This is a genomic window from Caballeronia sp. LZ043 (assembly GCF_031451075.1).
Lineage (GTDB): Bacteria > Pseudomonadota > Gammaproteobacteria > Burkholderiales > Burkholderiaceae > Caballeronia.
The window spans coordinates 862,620-878,735 of sequence record NZ_JARUXT010000002.1 but is presented as its reverse complement, the minus strand read 5'-3'; the positions used below and the strand labels follow the sequence as shown (position 1 = coordinate 878,735).

Below are 16,116 nucleotides of genomic sequence, written 5' to 3'. Positions count from 1 at the left end.
GTTCAGATCACGTCTTCGAAGGAAAAGGTTCGACGCTCCGGCTGAACAGGGAGCGGACCACCCGCCGCACGCTCGACCGGGAGCAGCGGATGCGTATTCAGTTATAGCAAAGATTCTGGGGCGCGCTGAGGTATGCGCCATGCGCTCCCGTTCACAACGCCACCGCGCTTGCCTGATGCGCAATCAGCCGCGCATACGCCCCTTGCCGCGCAAGCAACTGATCGTGCGTTCCCGCTTCGATCACGCGGCCGTTCTCGATCACCAGAATGGCGTCCGCATTCCGGATGGTCGAAAGCCGGTGCGCGATGACAATGGACGTGCGCTGCACCATCAATTCCTCCAGCGCCGCGCGAATCTGCTGCTCGCTGACGGTGTCGAGGTGCGATGTCGCTTCATCGAGAATCAGGATCGGCGCATCTTTCAGGAAGGCACGCGCGATCGCAATACGCTGACGCTGGCCGCCTGACAACTGTACGCCGCGCTCGCCGACGCGCGTCGCCAGTCCTTCCGGCAAGCGCTCGATGAAATCGCCCAGCGCCGCACGCTGCACCGCGCGCCAGACATCCGCGTCCGATGCATCGTTGCCCGCCAGGCGAATATTGGCTTCGAGCGTGTCGTTGAACAGATACGTATCCTGCGCGACCAGCGCAATATGCTGGCGCAACGCATCGAGCCTGAGCGCGCGCAGGTCCGTCCCGCCCAGCGTGATGGCGCCCTGTTGCGGATCCCAGAAGCGCAACAGCAGATTCGCCACCGTCGATTTGCCCGCGCCCGACGCGCCAACGAGCGCGATCGTGCTGCCCGGCGCCACGTCGAAGCTCATGCCGTCGATGGCGGGCGCCGCGCGGCCCGGATACGTGAAGCGCGTGTTGTCGAAACGCACGGTGGCATCGGCGGGCATGTCGAGATGGCCGTCGGTCACGGCCGCCGGCTCTTTCTCGATGGCGCGCAGGCGCCGTGTCGACGCGATGGTGTCCGCGAGTTGACGGGCCACCTGGCCGATCTCGCCGACCGGCATGAACGCGGCGACCGCCACGAGCACCAGCAACGGCAAGGTTTCGTGCGGAAACCAGCCGCGCAGACACAGCCAGCCGCCGAGCGCCGCGACCGCGAGCCCGCCGAGACCGCTCGCGGCCTCCAGCGCGGCGCTCTGCAGGGACAGATCGGCGAGCAGTCGGGCGCGCTTATGCCGATACGTATCGACGTCAGCGCCGAAGGCCGCGCGGCGTTGCCCGAGCGCCTCGAATGCAGTCAGTTCCGCGAGCCCCTGGATCGTCTCCGTCAGATGCGCGCCGAGCTGCCCGAGCGCTTCGCGGGCCTCGGTGCCGAGCGAATCGATATCGCGCCGCGCCAGCACCGGCGCCAGTCCCGCCCACAGCAGGAACGGCAGCAGGATCACGGCGAGCGGCCACGCGACGGCGGCAAGCAGCGCCAGGACGCCGAGCGGCACCAGCACGGCGACGAACGCAGGCGCGAGCGTGTGCGCGTAAAAATACTCGATGGTCTCCACATCCTGCGTCGCGAGCGCGACCAGATCGCCGGAGCGGCGGCGCAGCAGCCCGGCGGGCGCGAGCCGTTCGAGCCACCCATAGAGTGCGATGCGCATTTCAGCGAGCAGCCGGTACGCCATATCGTGCGCGAACCACGATTCCAGCCAGTGCAAGACCGCGGCGAGCGGCGCAAGAATCGCGAGCGCGACGAGCATCGCATGGAATGGCTGCCCGGCCGACACTTCCGCCACCACCAGCGCGCCCACGATACCCACGCCGATGAAGGCCAGCACCCGGCCGACTCCGCACAGCACGGTCAGCGCGACCTTCGGTTTCCACGGCGCGACGAAACGCAGCAGGGTTTGCAGGGTTTCGGGCCAGCCGATCTTCGCGGCATCTTCGTCGAGCGGGCGAACCGGCAGTCCGGATGCGGCACGGGCGGCGGTCTTCGCGGGGGCCGCCACGACCCCTGCTTCGCCCGCCGCTTCCATCTGCGGCTGCATCAGCCGGCGATACGGCCCGTCCTGCCGTATCAGCGTGGCGTGCGTCCCCGCTTCGGCGACGCGGCCATGGTCGAGCACGAGAATCCGGTCCGCGCCGATCACGCTGGAGAGCCGGTGCGCGAGAATCAGGGTCGTGCGTCCGCGCGTGAGCCGGTCGAGCGCCTGCTGGATCAGCGCTTCGTTTTCCGCATCCACCGATGACAGCGCCTCGTCGAGCACGAGGATCGGCGCGTCGCGCAGGAGCGCGCGGGCGATCGCGATACGCTGGCGCTGTCCGCCCGACAGCATCAGTCCACGCTCGCCGATCCGGGTCGCGTAACCCGCCGGCAACGCGGAGATGAAGTCGTGGGCGTTCGCGGCGCGCGCGGCCTCGAACATGTCGGCATCGCTGGCATCGGGACGGCCGAGACGCAGATTGTCGGCGATGGTGCCGTCGAACAGCGTCGCATCCTGTGCGACGACCGCGATCATCGAGCGCACTTGCCCGGCATCGAGCGAGCGCACGTCGTGACCGCCGATGCGGATCGCACCATGCGCCGCATCGTGCTGCCGCAACAGCAGGCGCACGACCGTCGACTTGCCCGCGCCGCTCGGGCCGACGATCGCCACTTTCTCGCCCTCGCCGATCGTGAACGTCAGCCCCGTGTGGGCATCCACGCGGCGCCCCGGATAAGAGAACGTCACGCCGTCGAACGCGATCTCGGGCTTCAGACCGTCGACACGCGGCGCAGTGGCGACAGGGGATTGCGCCCCACGCGCATCGAGCAAGGCGTGAATGGCATTCGCCGCCGACTGACCGATCATCCCCTGATGCAGCACGCCGCGCAGATCGCGCAGCGGCCGGAAGATCTCGCTGCCCGCCATCAGCACGATGAGCAGCGCCTCCAGGCTCATCGCGCCGTGTTGCACGCGCCAGGCGCCGAGACCGATGGCCGCCGCCGCGCCGAGGCCGATGCCCAGGTCCGTGAACAGCCGCGTCAGCAGCCCCAGCGCGAGCACCCAGAAGGTGCTGTCGGACAGCGCCCGGGCCTTGTTCGCGAGTTTCTCGCCGAACGCGCCGCTCTGGCCGAACGCCTTGAGCGTCGGCAGGCCTTGCACGGCATCGAGGAACTCTTCGCCGAATGCCTTGAAGGCGCCGGCACGCGCGAGCGCCGCCCGCTTGTCGGCGCGGTGAATGAGTTGCGGCAAGGCAAGCGTGACGAGCGCGGCGACCAGCAGCACGGATGCCGTCGGCACGTCCCACCACGCCAGCACCGCGAAGATCATCACCGGCGCGCAGGCCGCGATTGCGAGTTGCGGCAGATAGGCGCCGAAGAAGGTCTGCAACTGCTCTACGCCATCGACGACCGCAAGCATCACGCCGCCCGTGCGTTCCGCGCCAAACCAGGCCGGCCCGAGCGCCGCGATCTGGTCGAACAGCCGCTCACGCAGCCGCGCCTGAAGCTGGCCGGCCGTGCGCTGCGCGAGTGTCGCGCGGCAGTGTTCCAGCCACGCGCGCAGCAGCACGCAGAGCGCGGCCGCGCCGACCGCGAGCGCCAGGCTGCGCAGCGGCGCGCCCGCGAACACCAGCGCGAGCACGCGCCCGAGAAACACGAAGCGCAGGATGCCCACGCCCATCGCGAGCAAGCCCAGCCCGATGGCCGCCGCGACCCGCCAGCGCAAACCCGCCATCATGGCCCACAGCCGCGCATCGAAATACATTGCTCTCTCCCCTGTCCGACAGCGTGGCGACACGTTACGCGCGGCGCGAGCCGCCGGCAAAAGATCATTTCTCATGGGGGTGTTGAATAACTTACACTACCCCCATGACCCGTCTTCCTCCGCTCAACACCCTGCGCGCTTTCGAAGCAGCCGTCCGGCTCGGGGGCTTCGCACGCGCGGCGGCGGAGCTGAACGTCTCGACCAGCGCGGTCAGTCATCAGATTCGCGCGCTGGAGGAAGCACTGGGCGCGCGGCTGCTGGAACGCAGCACCGGTCTGGGCGGCATCCGTGTCACGCCTGCGGGCGCGCGGCTCTTGCCTGCCGCCAGCAGCGCGCTCGCGCTCATCGGCGACGCCTGCAACGACATTCGCGGCGCAGCGCGGCAACTCACTGTGTCGGCGAACGCGCCGTTCTCCTCGATGTGGCTTGCGCGGCGGCTCGCCCAGTTCTCGTCGATGCATCCGCATTTCCCGATCAACGCGGTCGTGCTCGATGGCGAACCGGAGTTCGTGCGCACCGGCGTGGATCTCGCCATCGTCCACGTGCATGAAGGCAATCTGAAACCAGACGACGACGTGCTGCTGCGCGAGACGGTATTCCCGGTGTGCAGTCCCGAGATGTATCCGTTCGCGTCGAAGTCGGTGTGCCGCAGCCGCTTGCTGCAGGAGATGCACGAGGCAAGCCCGGAGATCGAGTGGCGCAACTGGACCTCCGCGTTCACCCTGCCGGCCGATTTCGAGTCGAAGATCGTCCGCTACAGCAGCTTCAGCCAGGTGATCGGCGCGGCGCTGGGCGGTGCGGGCATAGCGCTGGGCCGTGTTCCGCTGATCGATCCCGAACTGCGCAGCGGCCGGCTCGTACCGCTTCTGCACGGCGGCGCGAAGCTGGCGTCATGGCGCTTCGTGGTGCGCCGGAACCCGCACGAGCCGCATCCGCTTCTGGAGCCGCTGATTCGTTTTCTGCATGCGGAGGCGGCCTCTCCCGGCACCGAGGAAGTCGTAATGGCGACTCCTGCACGGGCGGATGATGTCCGGTCGATGCATGTGGCTCAGGAAGGGTTGTGAGTTCGGGGATCGCACTGCCCTGATGGTCCAACGAGATATTGCTCGTCCGTCACCGGTTCTAACCACTCGACATTTTTCCCGTCGAGCGCCTCCTGAATGGCGATGTGCGTAACCGACGTGGTCAACGACGCACCGTGCCAATGCTTGTGCCCCGGAGGACACCAGATCACGTCGCCCGCGCGCATCTCCACAATGGACCGCCTTCACATTGCGTCCAGCGCCTCGAAGAGATCGAGAGTGAACTTGCCGCAGTGATCGAAACGCGCGACAAGCCCGCCGGGACCATTCGCATCACCGCCACCGACTATGCAATCGATACGATTCTCTGGCCGCGCATCGCTCGCGTGCTGCCGGACTATCCCGACGCTCACGGCTGCATCGTTCACTGCAAGCCGGTTCAGCGGGTGGATGTGATTGAGTCCGTTACGTGCGCGCGGGCCGAGCAGACCTCGGCCTGTCGCATTGAGATGTGCGGGCACCCGATCGCCGGTCGCCAGCACGCACTTCTGGATGGTCGGGACGCCCACGCTCTCGATGAGCCTGATCGTTGCAGAAAGCTCGCGCGCCCGTACCAGCCTACCGGGCTGCTGCTCCAGCTTCTCGACCGCGTGACGAATCCACCACGCCCCCATCCATGAACAAATTTGATGCTTGCATGAAATAAATCCATTTTTATTCATGCGTCTTAAACTATATCATCGCTGCCAGTCAGTTCCCTTCTGAAGAGATGCGCGAAGCATTGAACCAGCAACGGACAGATGCGGGTTTCAAATCAGAAATCAGGGTGCAGGTCACGATGAGTAAAGAGATCAAATTTGCCATAAACAGCATCCGCTTCGATGAAGACTATCATCCTGCGGACAATACGCGAATCACGACCAATTTTGCCAACCTGGCGAGAGGAACGAGTCGCCAGGATAACTTGCGCAATACGTTCACGATGATCGACAATCGTTTCAATGCACTGGCGCATTGGGACAATCCTGAAGGTGATCGGTATTCCGTCAAGCTGGATATCATTTCCGTGGAGATGGACCTTGGCGGTGAAAGCAGGTCGAATGCGCTGCCTTTGATCGAAATACTGAAAACGAGCATTCTCGACCGGAAGACCCATAAGATCATCGAAGGCATCGCGGGCAATAATTTTTCGTCTTATGTGCGGGATTATGACTTCAGCGTGGTATTGCTGGAACATAACAAGAGCCGGACTGGCTTCAGCACACCCGACAATTTCGGCGACCTGCATGGGAACCTGTTCAAGAGTTTCATCAATTCACGCGCTTACAAGGCGCACTTCGCCAAGCCGCCCGTGATATGCCTTAGTGTTTCGAGCAGCAAGACGTATCGGCGGACTGCGAACCGGCACCCTGTACTGGGCGTCGAATACCAGCAGGATGCCTACTCCCTGACGGACGAATATTTCGAAAAAATGGGCTTGAAGGTTCGCTATTTCATGCCCGCGAACAGCGTTGCGCCTCTGGCCTTCTACTTCACTGGCGATCTGCTTTCTGATTACACCAACCTCGAACTGATCAGCACCATCAGCACGATGGATAGCTTCCAGAAGATTTATCGGCCCGAGATCTACAACGCGAATTCTCCGGCAGGAAAATTCTATCAGCCCAGCTTGAAACACCAGGATTTTTCCTTGACTCGAATTGTCTACGATCGGGAAGAACGCAGCCGGCTGGCTATCGAGCAGGGACGGTTTGTTGAAGAGCAATTCATCAAACCTTACCAGGCCGTCCTCGAGCAGTGGTCCGCTGACTACGCTCTTTGAATAACAACAACGCAAGATCGTCTACCGTGAAAAAACTGCTACCCACCTCCACTGCCGGCAGCTTGCCCAAACCCTCCTGGCTTGCAGAACCCGAGAAACTCTGGTCACCCTGGAAATTGCAGGAACAAGGCTTGATTGAAGGCAAACAGGATGCCTTGCGTTTGTCGTTGCAGGAACAGCAACATGCGGGCATCGATATCGTCAGTGATGGCGAGCAAACGCGCCAGCATTTCGTGACCACGTTTATCGAGCACCTCAGCGGCGTCGATTTCGAAAATCGCAAGACCGTCCGCATTCGTGATCGCTATGATGCCAGCGTGCCGACGGTCGTTGATGCAGTCGCCCGGCAAAAGCCGGTTTTCGTTGACGATGCCAGGTTCCTGCGCCAGCAGACCACGCAGCCCATCAAATGGGCGTTGCCAGGCCCGATGACCATGATCGATACGCTTTACGACGATCATTACAAGAGTCGCGAAAAGCTCGCCTGGGAGTTCGCCAAGATACTGAACGAGGAAGCCAAAGAGTTGGAGGCCGCCGGCGTCGACATCATCCAGTTCGACGAGCCCGCCTTCAATGTGTTCTTCGATGAGGTGAATGAATGGGGCGTCGCCACGCTGGAGCGGGCGATCGAAGGTCTCAAGTGCGAGACCGCCGTGCATATTTGCTATGGCTATGGCATCAAGGCCAATACGGACTGGAAGAAGACACTGGGATCGGAGTGGCGGCAATACGAGGAAGCCTTCCCGAAGCTGCAGAAGTCCAGTATCGACATGGTTTCGCTGGAATGTCACAACTCGCACGTTCCCATGGAACTGATCGAGCTCATTCGGGGGAAGAAGGTGATGGTGGGCGCCATCGATGTGGCAAGCGATACCATCGAAACCGCCGAAGAAGTCGCCAGCACGTTGCGCAAGGCGCTGCAGTTCGTGGATGCCGACAAGCTCTATCCCTGCACTAACTGCGGCATGGCGCCATTGTCGCGTGCTATCGCGAGAGGCAAGCTGAGTGCCTTGAGTGCGGGCGCGGAAATCGTTCGAAAAGAACTCACGAACTAAGCGAAGGCCACAGCACGAAAGGCACCCTTCGCAAGGCTGCCGCTATGGAAGACACATGTTGAAGTGCGCAGGTGCGCGGTTCAACACGAAGGCGCCAATTTCGTACGAGCCTGCAGGTGCGCCTTCGTAGATGATCGTACCGTTGTCCCCGCTGGCGCCGGCGCTCGTGCAGTTCTCGAAGAAGGAGACCTGGCACGGGTGGGGGCCGAAGATCTGGTGGCCTACCTTGGCCGCCTGGCCTGAAGCGCCGCTCGCAATCGGACAGGAACACACGATCTGGTCCTGTCCGAGCCGGCCGAGGCCCGGGAACGATTGGCCTCGTGTGCTCGCGAAACAGATGCCGCCATCGCATGAGGCATAGGCGCCGGACTTTGACGATGGGGGGCAGAAGTAGAGCGCTCGGGTTCCGGAGGGCCCTACGCTTGCCGGGGGAACGCTGAACGTGCTCACGACGAAACCGTTGCTGGAACCCTCGGCATTCACATTGCAAACGTCCCCGCCGGAATAGGACAAGCGGCGGCTCACGCTGTCGCCATACAACACGTTGCAGCGGCAATAGGCCACGCTGTTGTACACGAAGCATTGGACACCCGCGCATAACGCGTACTCCTGGTTGCGGCAGATCGCAAGCCCATTGTTCGCCAAAGCAGCCGCGATGTTATCGGCGGCGCCGGCAGTGAGCGAGGCGCTGGAAGCAGCGGCGGCAGTACTGCTTGCAGCCCGGCTTCTCGACCCGAGCGAAGTCAGGAACGCCCCAAACAAACCACCGCCTATCAGTTGCAAGGTTCTGCGCCGGGCCGGCTTGCGCGCCACGGCCTTGGTCCAGGCATCGAATCGATGGTCCGTTGCATTTGAATTGGCGGGGCGGGTTTTCATGGCGGCGTCCTGGAATCGGTAGGCATTGCGTTCCGAGAATTCAATCGCTCAATCACAAAAGACTTTCAGCGCGGTTTGAAAGCGCGCTCTGGCTGTCTGCCAGGGCCAATATGGCATCGGATCCTTCCGCGACATCTGATTCGAGTACTCCACGCTCATCGATGAGATAGCCCACCGGCGTAGCGAAGGTCGCGTACTGGAGCGAGACCTCCCAGTTTCTCTGCAGCACCACCAGGAACGTCAATCCCAGCTTGGCCACCTTCTGGCGGTTGGTTTCTGCGTCCTGCCGGCTCACCATGAGCACCAGCACGTCTTTTTGCTCCCGATGCACGCGTTCCAGATGCGGCGCCAGACGCTCGCATGGGCCACAAGCCGGGTCGGTGAAGACCAGCAACACGCGCCTGCCCCGGAAATCCTCAAGGGCTCGCTCCTCTCCATCGAGGCTCGGCAAGCGGAAATTCGGCGCAGGCGTTCCGGCTTTGAGGCCGCTGCGGTTGAGCCGGCTTTTCTCCAGGGGCTTGTTTCCCCGAGCGGCCGGATGCCCGCTGTCCGGCTCCTCAACGGCTTGAGGGGTCGCTAACGCCAGCAAGGCTGCCGCGCCCATGGCCAATTCGCTGGCGACGCTTCCCGCCTCGTCGATCAGGTAGCCCACCGGCGTACCGTGCGCGCGATACTGCGCGGCCACTTCCATTTGTTCTTGCAGCAGCACCGGGCCTTCGAAGCCGTGGGTCCGGAAGATCTGACGGTTGACCTCGGCTTCTCCTGTGGTTATCACCAGCGGCATTGGCTTGCTGCCTTCGCCCTCACGCGAGAAGGCACTCAGCTCCGGCATCATGCTCGTGCAGAAACTGCAGGCCGGATTGAAGAAGATGAGCAGGACAGGACGGCCTCGAAACGCCGAGAGCCGGTGAAGCGTTCCGGAAAGATCAGGCAATTCGAAATCCGGAGCGATGGAGCCCGGCGAGAGGCCGTTCAGTGCAGCCGATGCGGGACCGGGCGGCTCAGCGAGTCCGCCCTGAAAGCCCTTCTCGAGCGCTTCCAGGCTCAGCAAGATTCGTCCGTGTTGACGCAGCAGCTGATAGCCAAACCAGCAGCCAAAGACGATGAGTAACCAGGGCAAGACTACAGCGAAGACCAGGAGTGTCGTCATGGGAAACTCATTCGAGGCTTCGGCTACAAGAACCGGCTTGGATGAGATGGTAATAGTCCCACGAGGCGACGTCTGTCAAGCCTTATCGGCCGTCTTTGAAGTCCACTCACAAGCGTCTTGCCCCACAACTATTCGAATTGAATCGCGGTTCGCTATCGCCGGATTGGTCGAAGGAATTTTTTGTCCATCCTGACCGGTCGATGCCCTGAATACTAGGAAGCGCGCATTCGAGATGATCCTTCGATTCGACGAAGATAAGCCGCAATCTCGCCAGTGTCCTGAGACGAGCACGCCAGATAACCATCCGGGCGCACGAGCGAGATCGTATCGGCGTGCAGCGGCGGCTTGATAGTTGCGTCGAGCAGGTCAGGGAATGTGCTCACGAGACTTTCGACCTGACTGCTTTCCATTCCACACAGAACGAACACAGGCCGTGACCCCGAGCCAGCCGCAGCCTGCCCTTCGACTGGCGCCACTCTCTGTCCAGACTTCAGACTGCCATGATGCGGGCCATTGAGCGGACTATCGGCGTAGTGAATGTCGACCTCCGACATCGTTTCGGCAACGCCGCTGGAAAAGTGCGTCAGTCCCAACGCAAAATGCGCGGCGAGATTGCGCAACTGCTGTGCCACCGGATTACGAATCGTGGCGACGGCGGTCAGCCGTTCAGCCGCCTTGAGTACCGTATCTCCCACTGAACTCCGTTCGGGACTATAGCTGTCGAGCAGGGATTCGTCGGCATCACCTCTTATGACCAGGGCAAGCTTCCAGCCGAGATTCATGGCATCCTGCATGCCCGTGTTCATGCCCTGTCCGCCTGCAGGACTGTGAATATGAGCAGCGTCTCCGGCAAGGAACGTGCGCCTCTGTCGATAGCTTGCGACTTTGCGGCCGTTTATCCGGAAACCGGACAGCCAGATCGCGCCGTTCAAGCGGGTTCCGGCGGGGCCACGCTGATCCACGAGATCCTGCACCTGATCGAGCGTCGGTGTCGGCGGAGTGGCTCCTTCAGTGGCTGGCAGATCGCCGATGATTCTGTAACGCCCTGGCTGGATCGGGAAGATAAGCAGGACGCCGTCCTTATGCCAATGAATGGAAGCGTCAGTGTCCGGCCGAGGGTAGCCGCTCATGTGTACGTCTGCGAGGAACCAGTCGCTCAACAGCGTCTCCCCCGCGAAAGGAACGCTCATGGCATGGCGTACTGTGCTGTGCGCACCATCGCACCCGATCATCCAGTCAACGCGCACGGTTTCCTTTCGACCATCACCATGGACCAGCACCGTGTCCGCCCCTGAATCGTCAGGCGCGATCATCGTCGCCTCGACGTCGCGCTCGACGCGGACTCCCTGCTTGACCAGCCGCTCCTCCAGCAGTCGCTCCGTCTCTGACTGTGGCAGCGCCAGCGCGTAGTTGTGCAAGCTCGGAATCGAATCCATGGCGACTCGACCCACGACTCGATCGCTCGCAATGAATGTCACGCCCTCGAGTTTGAAGCCGGCATCGACGAACGGCGCCGCGCCGCCAACGCCCCGGTCAAGCAGCTCCAGCGTCCTGCTCCAGAGCACCATGGCCTTGGATTTGTCGGTTCGGTGCGGCGCCTTGTCAACGATACGAACAGGAATGCCGTAGCGATCCAGTTCGGATGCCAGCGTCATCCCCACCGGGCCGGCCCCAACAATGAGCACAGGAATCTTCATACACGTATCGTCCCAGGCAAAGTAATCTAGGTGAGACTCTCAGGGTAGGCCAATGCTATGGCAGAAGCCAGACAGCAACCAAGCAGTAAGCAATAGTATCCTCACGCAACCATCTGCTCATCCTCAACGCGTTTTTCCGCAGCAGGTCCTTGAATCGCAGAACTGTCCCCCGCACTCGCGAACCCCGGGTGCACAGGCGCATCAGTCTCGTTCCACGCATAGCGTTTCAGCAACTCCCAATACCCGCCATGGATCACGAACGCGCCGTTTCTCGCAGCGTAAGCATTGCGGCGCATCCGGTACACGCGCGGCAGGTGATACCACGGCAAATGCGGAAGATCGTGATGCACGAGATGATAGTTGTTGTTCAGATAGAGCAGCCGCATGACCCATCCCGCTTCGTTGATGGCGATGCGGTGTTTCGGCTCCGGGTCCGCACGGTGATCATAGAGCGACCGGATCATGGCCAGGGAAAGCGCAGGCCATGTCACGACCAGCAGGTAATACCACCATGCGATGCCTTCGAACCGTTGCAGCCAGAAGAGCAGCGCCGCCACGACGACGGCATGCACCGCCCAGACCCGTGCGTAACGCCATTCGCCGTGGCGCCAGTCATCGAACGTTGCCTTCAGCATCGAGAAGACACTGAGCGGCGGCCCGACCAGAAGCCGGCCGATAAAAGTCTTCCGTGCCCGCCACAAATCGCGTTGCAGCGGCGACGCCGCGCCCCATTGTTCGCGCAGCACGTAATTGCTTTCCGGATCGAGACCGGGCGCGGTCAGCCGGGCATCGCGATGATGCGCAAGATGCGTGTCTCGATAGATCCGGTAGGGATACCAGACCGACAAGGGAACACTGCCGAGCAACTGGTTGATGCGTACGGAGCGCGTCGGATGTCCATGCAGCAGTTCATGCTGGAGCGACATATGCCACGCACAAAGCAGGATCAGCAACGGCGTGCCCACGACCAGCGGCAAGCGCCCTGCGTGCACCGCGAGAACGACCGCGAGCCAGCCGCCGTGGATGACCGCGATCAGAATCCAGGTCGGCCACTCCGTGCGTTCGGTAAAGGTCCTGCTCAGCGCGGCCACTTCCTTGACTTGCGTCTTGTCGATATAGGCGGTCATTTCGCTCGTCCGCAATGCTTTGATCACGGGACGTAATCTAGGCCGCGACAATGAGCGAAGAGTTACGACAGGATTTGCCGCGCCAGGACGACGTAATTCACCCCTAAGTGGCGCGGATCACACTCCTCTCATACGGCGGGCTGGCCGCCGTGAGTGTCTCGCAGGACGCGAAGAACTTACTCGCGCTCGAAGAAGCGGTTGCCCGGCCTCGGCAAGCCGAGATGCTCCCGCAACGTCGTGCCTTCGTAGACGCGTCGGAAGAGGCCGCGCCGTTGCAACTCGGGCACCACCTTCCCGACGAAATCATCGAGCCCTTCGGGCAGGAACGGGAACATCACATTGAATCCGTCGCTGCCCTCCTCGACGAGCCATTGCTCCATCTCGTCGGCGATCTCCTGCGCAGTTCCCACCATCTGCAAGCCGGAATAGCCGCCGACACGCTGCGCCAGTTGCCGGACGGTAAGCCCTTCCGTGCGCGCCATCTCGATCACGCGTTCACGCGCGCTCTTGCTCGCGTTGGTCTCGGGAATGTCGGGCAGCGGGCCATCGGGATCGAAGGACGAGACATCGTGGCCTAGCGCAATCGACAATGAAGCGAAGCCGCTGTCGTCGTGCACGAAGGTGTCGAGCAAGGCGCGCTTCTCCTGCGCTTCGTCGCGCGAATCGCCCACGACGACGAACGCGCCGGGCAATATCTTCAGATGCTCGCGCGCGCGGCCGGCGCGTTCCATGCGGCCTTTGACATCGGCATAGAAGCGCCTGGCCGCTGCGAGATTCGGCTGCGCGGTAAACACCGCATCGGCCGTTTCGGCGGCAAGCTGCCTTCCCGCCTCCGACGACCCCGCCTGCACCACCACCGGCCAGCCCTGCACCGGCCGCGCGATGTTCAACGGCCCGCGCACCGACAGATACGGCCCCTTGTGGTCGAGCACGTGCAGCTTGTCCGGATCGAAGAAGAGGCCGCTGGCGGTGTCGCGCACGAAGGCGTCGTCGGCCCAGCTGTCCCACAGACCCGTCACGACATCGTAGAACTCGCGCGCGCGTCGGTAGCGCTCGTCGTGCTCCATGTGGTCTTCGCGGCCGAAGTTTCGTGCGGCATCCGGATTCGACGTGGTGACGAGGTTCCACCCCGCGCGCCCCTCGCTCAGATGATCCAGCGACGCAAAACGCCGTGCAATGTGATACGGCTCGTCGAAGGTGGTCGACGCCGTCGCCACCAGCCCGATGCGTTCCGTCACCGAGGCGAGCGCGGACAGCAACGTGAAGGGCTCGAACGATGTCGCGGTGTGGCTGCGCTTGAGCGCATTCACGGACATGTTGAGCACCGCGAGATGATCGGCCATGAAGAACGCATCGAAGCAGGCTTGCTCGAGCTTCTGGACGAACTGCTTCAGATGCCGGAAGTTGAAGTTGGCATCGGGGTACGCGCCGGGATAACGCCACGCGCCGGTGTGCAGGCTGACCGGACGCATGAACGCGCCGAGATGAAGTTGGCGGGAGTGTGGCATCGCGTGGATGAATGAAGGAGTGAGGTATCGCGCCAAGTTACTTCAAGTCGCGGAAACACGCTCGATCGCGCCGGGCTTCATGAACCATCGGCGTTCAGGCGCAAGCCGCCGGCATCCTGATCAAAGCCGTCCCGGCCGCGGGTCCGGAACGAATCCATCCCGATTCGGCATGCGGATGGCAGCCAGCGAATGGGCATCGAGACGAGCATCGTCGGGAACGATGCCGTTCTGGTTCAGGATCCACGCGCTCAGCGCATACACCTCGTCCGCGCTCAACGACTGCGGCGCGTTATACGGCATCGCGCGGCGGATGTAGTCGAAGAGGGTCGTCGCGTACGGCCAGTAGCTGCCGACCGTGCGCACCGGCTTCGCACTCGCGAGCGTGCCGCGGCCACCGACCAGCTGGTCGCCAAGCACGCCCTCGCCCTTCGCACCATGGCACGCGGCGCACTTCGTCGCGAAGATCCGGGCGCCGGTCGCCACGTCGCCGCTGCCCGCAGGCAGGCCGTGGCCGTCGGGTGCGACGTCGATGTTCCACGCGGCGATGTCCGCGGCGCTCACCGGGGTGCCGATGGCCTCGATGGCGGCGCGCGGCGTCGCATCAGCCGCCGTGCCATGCGAAGCACGTCCGTCTCGCGACGGACCTGAGCAGGCGGCCAGACAGAGCGCAGTCAGGCCCACCATCATCGGGCGCAAGGAACGCCGGTTTCGAGCGATGTCGCTATGCATTTTTCACGCTGCCATCGGCGCCGATGCGCCATTGCTGGATGCCGTTGTAGTGGTAGTTCGAGTTCAACCCGCGCGCGGCAACCAGCGCCTCGCGGGTGGGCTGGACATACCCGGTCGAATCCGTCGCCCGCGAAAGTATCGTGGCCGGCTCGCCGTTCCACACCCAGCCGAAATTAAATCGGGTGAGCGCGCGATCGCGCACCGGGCCATCGAGCCGCGCCGCTTGCCAGGATCGCCCGCCATCGACGGACACGTCGACCCCGCGGATAGCGCCGCGTCCCGACCACGCCAGTCCTGTGATCGGGTAATAGCCGTGAGTCGTCAGCGCGTGCCCGGGCGATGGCCGTGTGATGACGGATTTCGCGTCCATCTCGAACACGAACTGACGCGCGCGGCCATCGGCCAGCAGGTTCGTGTATTTCGACGTCTCCTCGCGCGTTTCGAGCGGCGCATCGACGAGCTTCAGCCTGCGCAGCCACTTGACGTGCGTGTTGCCTTCGAAGCCCGGGATCAGAAGCCGCAGCGGATAGCCGTTCTCCGGCCGCAGGCGTTCGCCGTTTTGCGCGTACACGACCAGCGCATGATCGAGCACGCGGTCGAGCGGCAGGCTGCGCGTCATGGCCGCAGCATCCGAGCCTTCCGCGAGAATCCAGCGCGGTTCCTGACCATCGTTCGTCACGAGGCCGCCGGCGGCCTCGATCAACGTCGAAAGCCGGACGCCGGTCCACTCGCAGCACGACAGAAGACCATGCGTGAGCTGCACGGGCAAGCCGCTCGGCCCTTTCCATTCGCTCGCGGTGTTGCCCGAACATTCGAGAAAGTGCACGCGAGATTCGGAAGGCAGGCGCAGCACGTCGTCCATCGTGAACAGCTTCGGCTCACGCACGAGACCATGGATCACGAGCCGGTGCTGATCCGGATCGATATCCGGTACGCCGGCATGATGGCGCTCATAGACGAGTCCGTTCGGCGTGATCGCGCCATGCAGATCGGCCAGCGGCGTCAGCGACGAAGCCGCGCCCGGCACCGGCCATGCACGCGCCGCGCGGCGCACGACGCCTGATTCGTGCGGCGACGGCTGGCCATACGGATGGTCGAGAATAGGAGCGCCGGGTACGCGCGTCCAGGGCTCGACGCCGAGCGGCTGCAAGAGTGTGGAAGCGGCCTTCGCGCGCGGCGTCACGACTGCCGACAGCGCGAGACCGCCCAGCAGCCGTCGTCGCGGCGAAGCGGGCGATTGCGGGTTGGCCTTCGCGGAGTCGCGCGACCGGTTTGCGGAGAACGATGAGAAACGCGGGATTTTCGGCATGCTCGATCAGTCAGATGTCCGGTCATGCGTCGCTGTTTCACGAGGCACGATCGGGATTGCAACTATGCTGACGACGGCGATTGCGCAGGGGTCCTGGCGCCGCAAGAGACGCGTCGAAATGCGTCGC

At 63.2% G+C, this 16,116-nt stretch carries 11 protein-coding genes and 2 pseudogenes; 4 read left to right on the top strand and 9 right to left on the bottom strand.

All coding sequences use genetic code 11. The features are described 5' to 3' along the window. Window positions 1-151: 151 nt before the first annotated feature. Complete coding sequence (locus tag QCE64_RS17490) at window positions 152-3,694, bottom strand: ABC transporter ATP-binding protein (RefSeq protein WP_310005060.1); 3,543 nt, start codon at window positions 3,692-3,694, stop codon at window positions 152-154. Between the two features lie 104 nt (window positions 3,695-3,798). On the opposite strand from QCE64_RS17490, the gene QCE64_RS17485 reads away from it, so the two are divergent. Further along, complete coding sequence (locus tag QCE64_RS17485; protein ID WP_309921786.1) at window positions 3,799-4,758, top strand: LysR family transcriptional regulator; 960 nt, start codon at window positions 3,799-3,801, stop codon at window positions 4,756-4,758. On the opposite strand, the pseudogene QCE64_RS17480 reads toward QCE64_RS17485, so the two are convergent. Then, window positions 4,743-4,975: pseudogene (locus tag QCE64_RS17480) on the bottom strand (cupin domain-containing protein); the annotation flags it as partial. The gene QCE64_RS17485 and the pseudogene QCE64_RS17480 sit on opposite strands and share 16 nt — an antisense overlap. Before the next feature lies 1 nt (window position 4,976). Here QCE64_RS17480 and QCE64_RS17475 point away from each other — a divergent pair. The 3 genes and pseudogenes from QCE64_RS17475 to QCE64_RS17465 form a co-directional block, all read left to right on the top strand. Beyond that, a pseudogene (locus tag QCE64_RS17475) lies at window positions 4,977-5,123 on the top strand (LysR family transcriptional regulator); the annotation flags it as partial. A gap of 431 nt (window positions 5,124-5,554) precedes the next feature. After that, window positions 5,555-6,538 (top strand): DUF1852 domain-containing protein, encoded by a 984-nt coding sequence (locus QCE64_RS17470; protein ID WP_310005797.1) that lies wholly within the window; start codon window positions 5,555-5,557, stop codon window positions 6,536-6,538. A gap of 26 nt (window positions 6,539-6,564) precedes the next feature. After that, window positions 6,565-7,593, top strand: a complete 1,029-nt coding sequence (locus QCE64_RS17465; protein WP_309935478.1) for a methionine synthase — start codon at window positions 6,565-6,567, stop codon at window positions 7,591-7,593. Window positions 7,594-7,635: 42 nt separating this feature from the next. Here QCE64_RS17465 and QCE64_RS17460 read toward each other — a convergent pair whose 3' ends face one another. The 7 genes from QCE64_RS17460 to soxC form a co-directional block, all read right to left on the bottom strand. Beyond that, a complete protein-coding gene (locus tag QCE64_RS17460) occupies window positions 7,636-8,469 on the bottom strand; it encodes a hypothetical protein (protein WP_310005058.1) in 834 nt (277 codons plus the stop codon). 52 nt (window positions 8,470-8,521) lie between these two features. Beyond that, window positions 8,522-9,619 carry a redoxin domain-containing protein gene (locus tag QCE64_RS17455; protein ID WP_310005056.1) on the bottom strand — a complete coding sequence of 366 codons (1,098 nt, stop codon included), beginning with the start codon at window positions 9,617-9,619 and terminating at the stop codon, window positions 8,522-8,524. Window positions 9,620-9,831: 212 nt separating this feature from the next. Next, the gene (locus tag QCE64_RS17450) at window positions 9,832-11,316 is read right to left on the bottom strand and encodes an FAD-dependent monooxygenase (protein ID WP_310005053.1); all 1,485 of its coding nucleotides are present in this window, start codon (window positions 11,314-11,316) and stop codon (window positions 9,832-9,834) included. A 101-nt stretch (window positions 11,317-11,417) separates the two neighbouring features. After that, entirely contained in the window at window positions 11,418-12,443 is a 1,026-nt protein-coding gene (locus QCE64_RS17445; protein ID WP_310005051.1) for a fatty acid desaturase, read from the bottom strand. 176 nt (window positions 12,444-12,619) lie between these two features. Continuing rightward, window positions 12,620-13,951, bottom strand: coding sequence for an LLM class flavin-dependent oxidoreductase (locus QCE64_RS17440; RefSeq protein ID WP_309921772.1), 1,332 nt, complete (start codon window positions 13,949-13,951; stop codon window positions 12,620-12,622). A 120-nt stretch (window positions 13,952-14,071) separates the two neighbouring features. Continuing rightward, entirely contained in the window at window positions 14,072-14,680 is a 609-nt protein-coding gene (locus QCE64_RS17435) for a cytochrome c (RefSeq protein WP_309921769.1), read from the bottom strand. Beyond that, window positions 14,673-15,989 (bottom strand): sulfite dehydrogenase, encoded by a 1,317-nt coding sequence (gene soxC, locus QCE64_RS17430; protein WP_310005048.1) that lies wholly within the window; start codon window positions 15,987-15,989, stop codon window positions 14,673-14,675. The genes QCE64_RS17435 and soxC overlap by 8 nt, the downstream gene beginning before the upstream one ends. Window positions 15,990-16,116 lie beyond the last annotated feature (127 nt).

Coding starts and splice junctions, on each gene's coding strand:
- QCE64_RS17490 (WP_310005060.1), bottom strand. CDS start 3,694: ATGTATTTCGATGCGCGGCTGTGGGCCATGATGGCGGGTTTGCGCTGG.
- QCE64_RS17485 (WP_309921786.1), top strand. CDS start 3,799: ATGACCCGTCTTCCTCCGCTCAACACCCTGCGCGCTTTCGAAGCAGCC.
- QCE64_RS17470 (WP_310005797.1), top strand. CDS start 5,555: ATGAGTAAAGAGATCAAATTTGCCATAAACAGCATCCGCTTCGATGAA.
- QCE64_RS17460 (WP_310005058.1), bottom strand. CDS start 8,469: ATGAAAACCCGCCCCGCCAATTCAAATGCAACGGACCATCGATTCGAT.
- QCE64_RS17455 (WP_310005056.1), bottom strand. CDS start 9,619: ATGACGACACTCCTGGTCTTCGCTGTAGTCTTGCCCTGGTTACTCATC.
- QCE64_RS17450 (WP_310005053.1), bottom strand. CDS start 11,316: ATGAAGATTCCTGTGCTCATTGTTGGGGCCGGCCCGGTGGGGATGACG.
- QCE64_RS17445 (WP_310005051.1), bottom strand. CDS start 12,443: ATGACCGCCTATATCGACAAGACGCAAGTCAAGGAAGTGGCCGCGCTG.
- QCE64_RS17440 (WP_309921772.1), bottom strand. CDS start 13,951: ATGCCACACTCCCGCCAACTTCATCTCGGCGCGTTCATGCGTCCGGTC.
- QCE64_RS17435 (WP_309921769.1), bottom strand. CDS start 14,680: ATGCATAGCGACATCGCTCGAAACCGGCGTTCCTTGCGCCCGATGATG.
- soxC (WP_310005048.1), bottom strand. CDS start 15,989: ATGCCGAAAATCCCGCGTTTCTCATCGTTCTCCGCAAACCGGTCGCGC.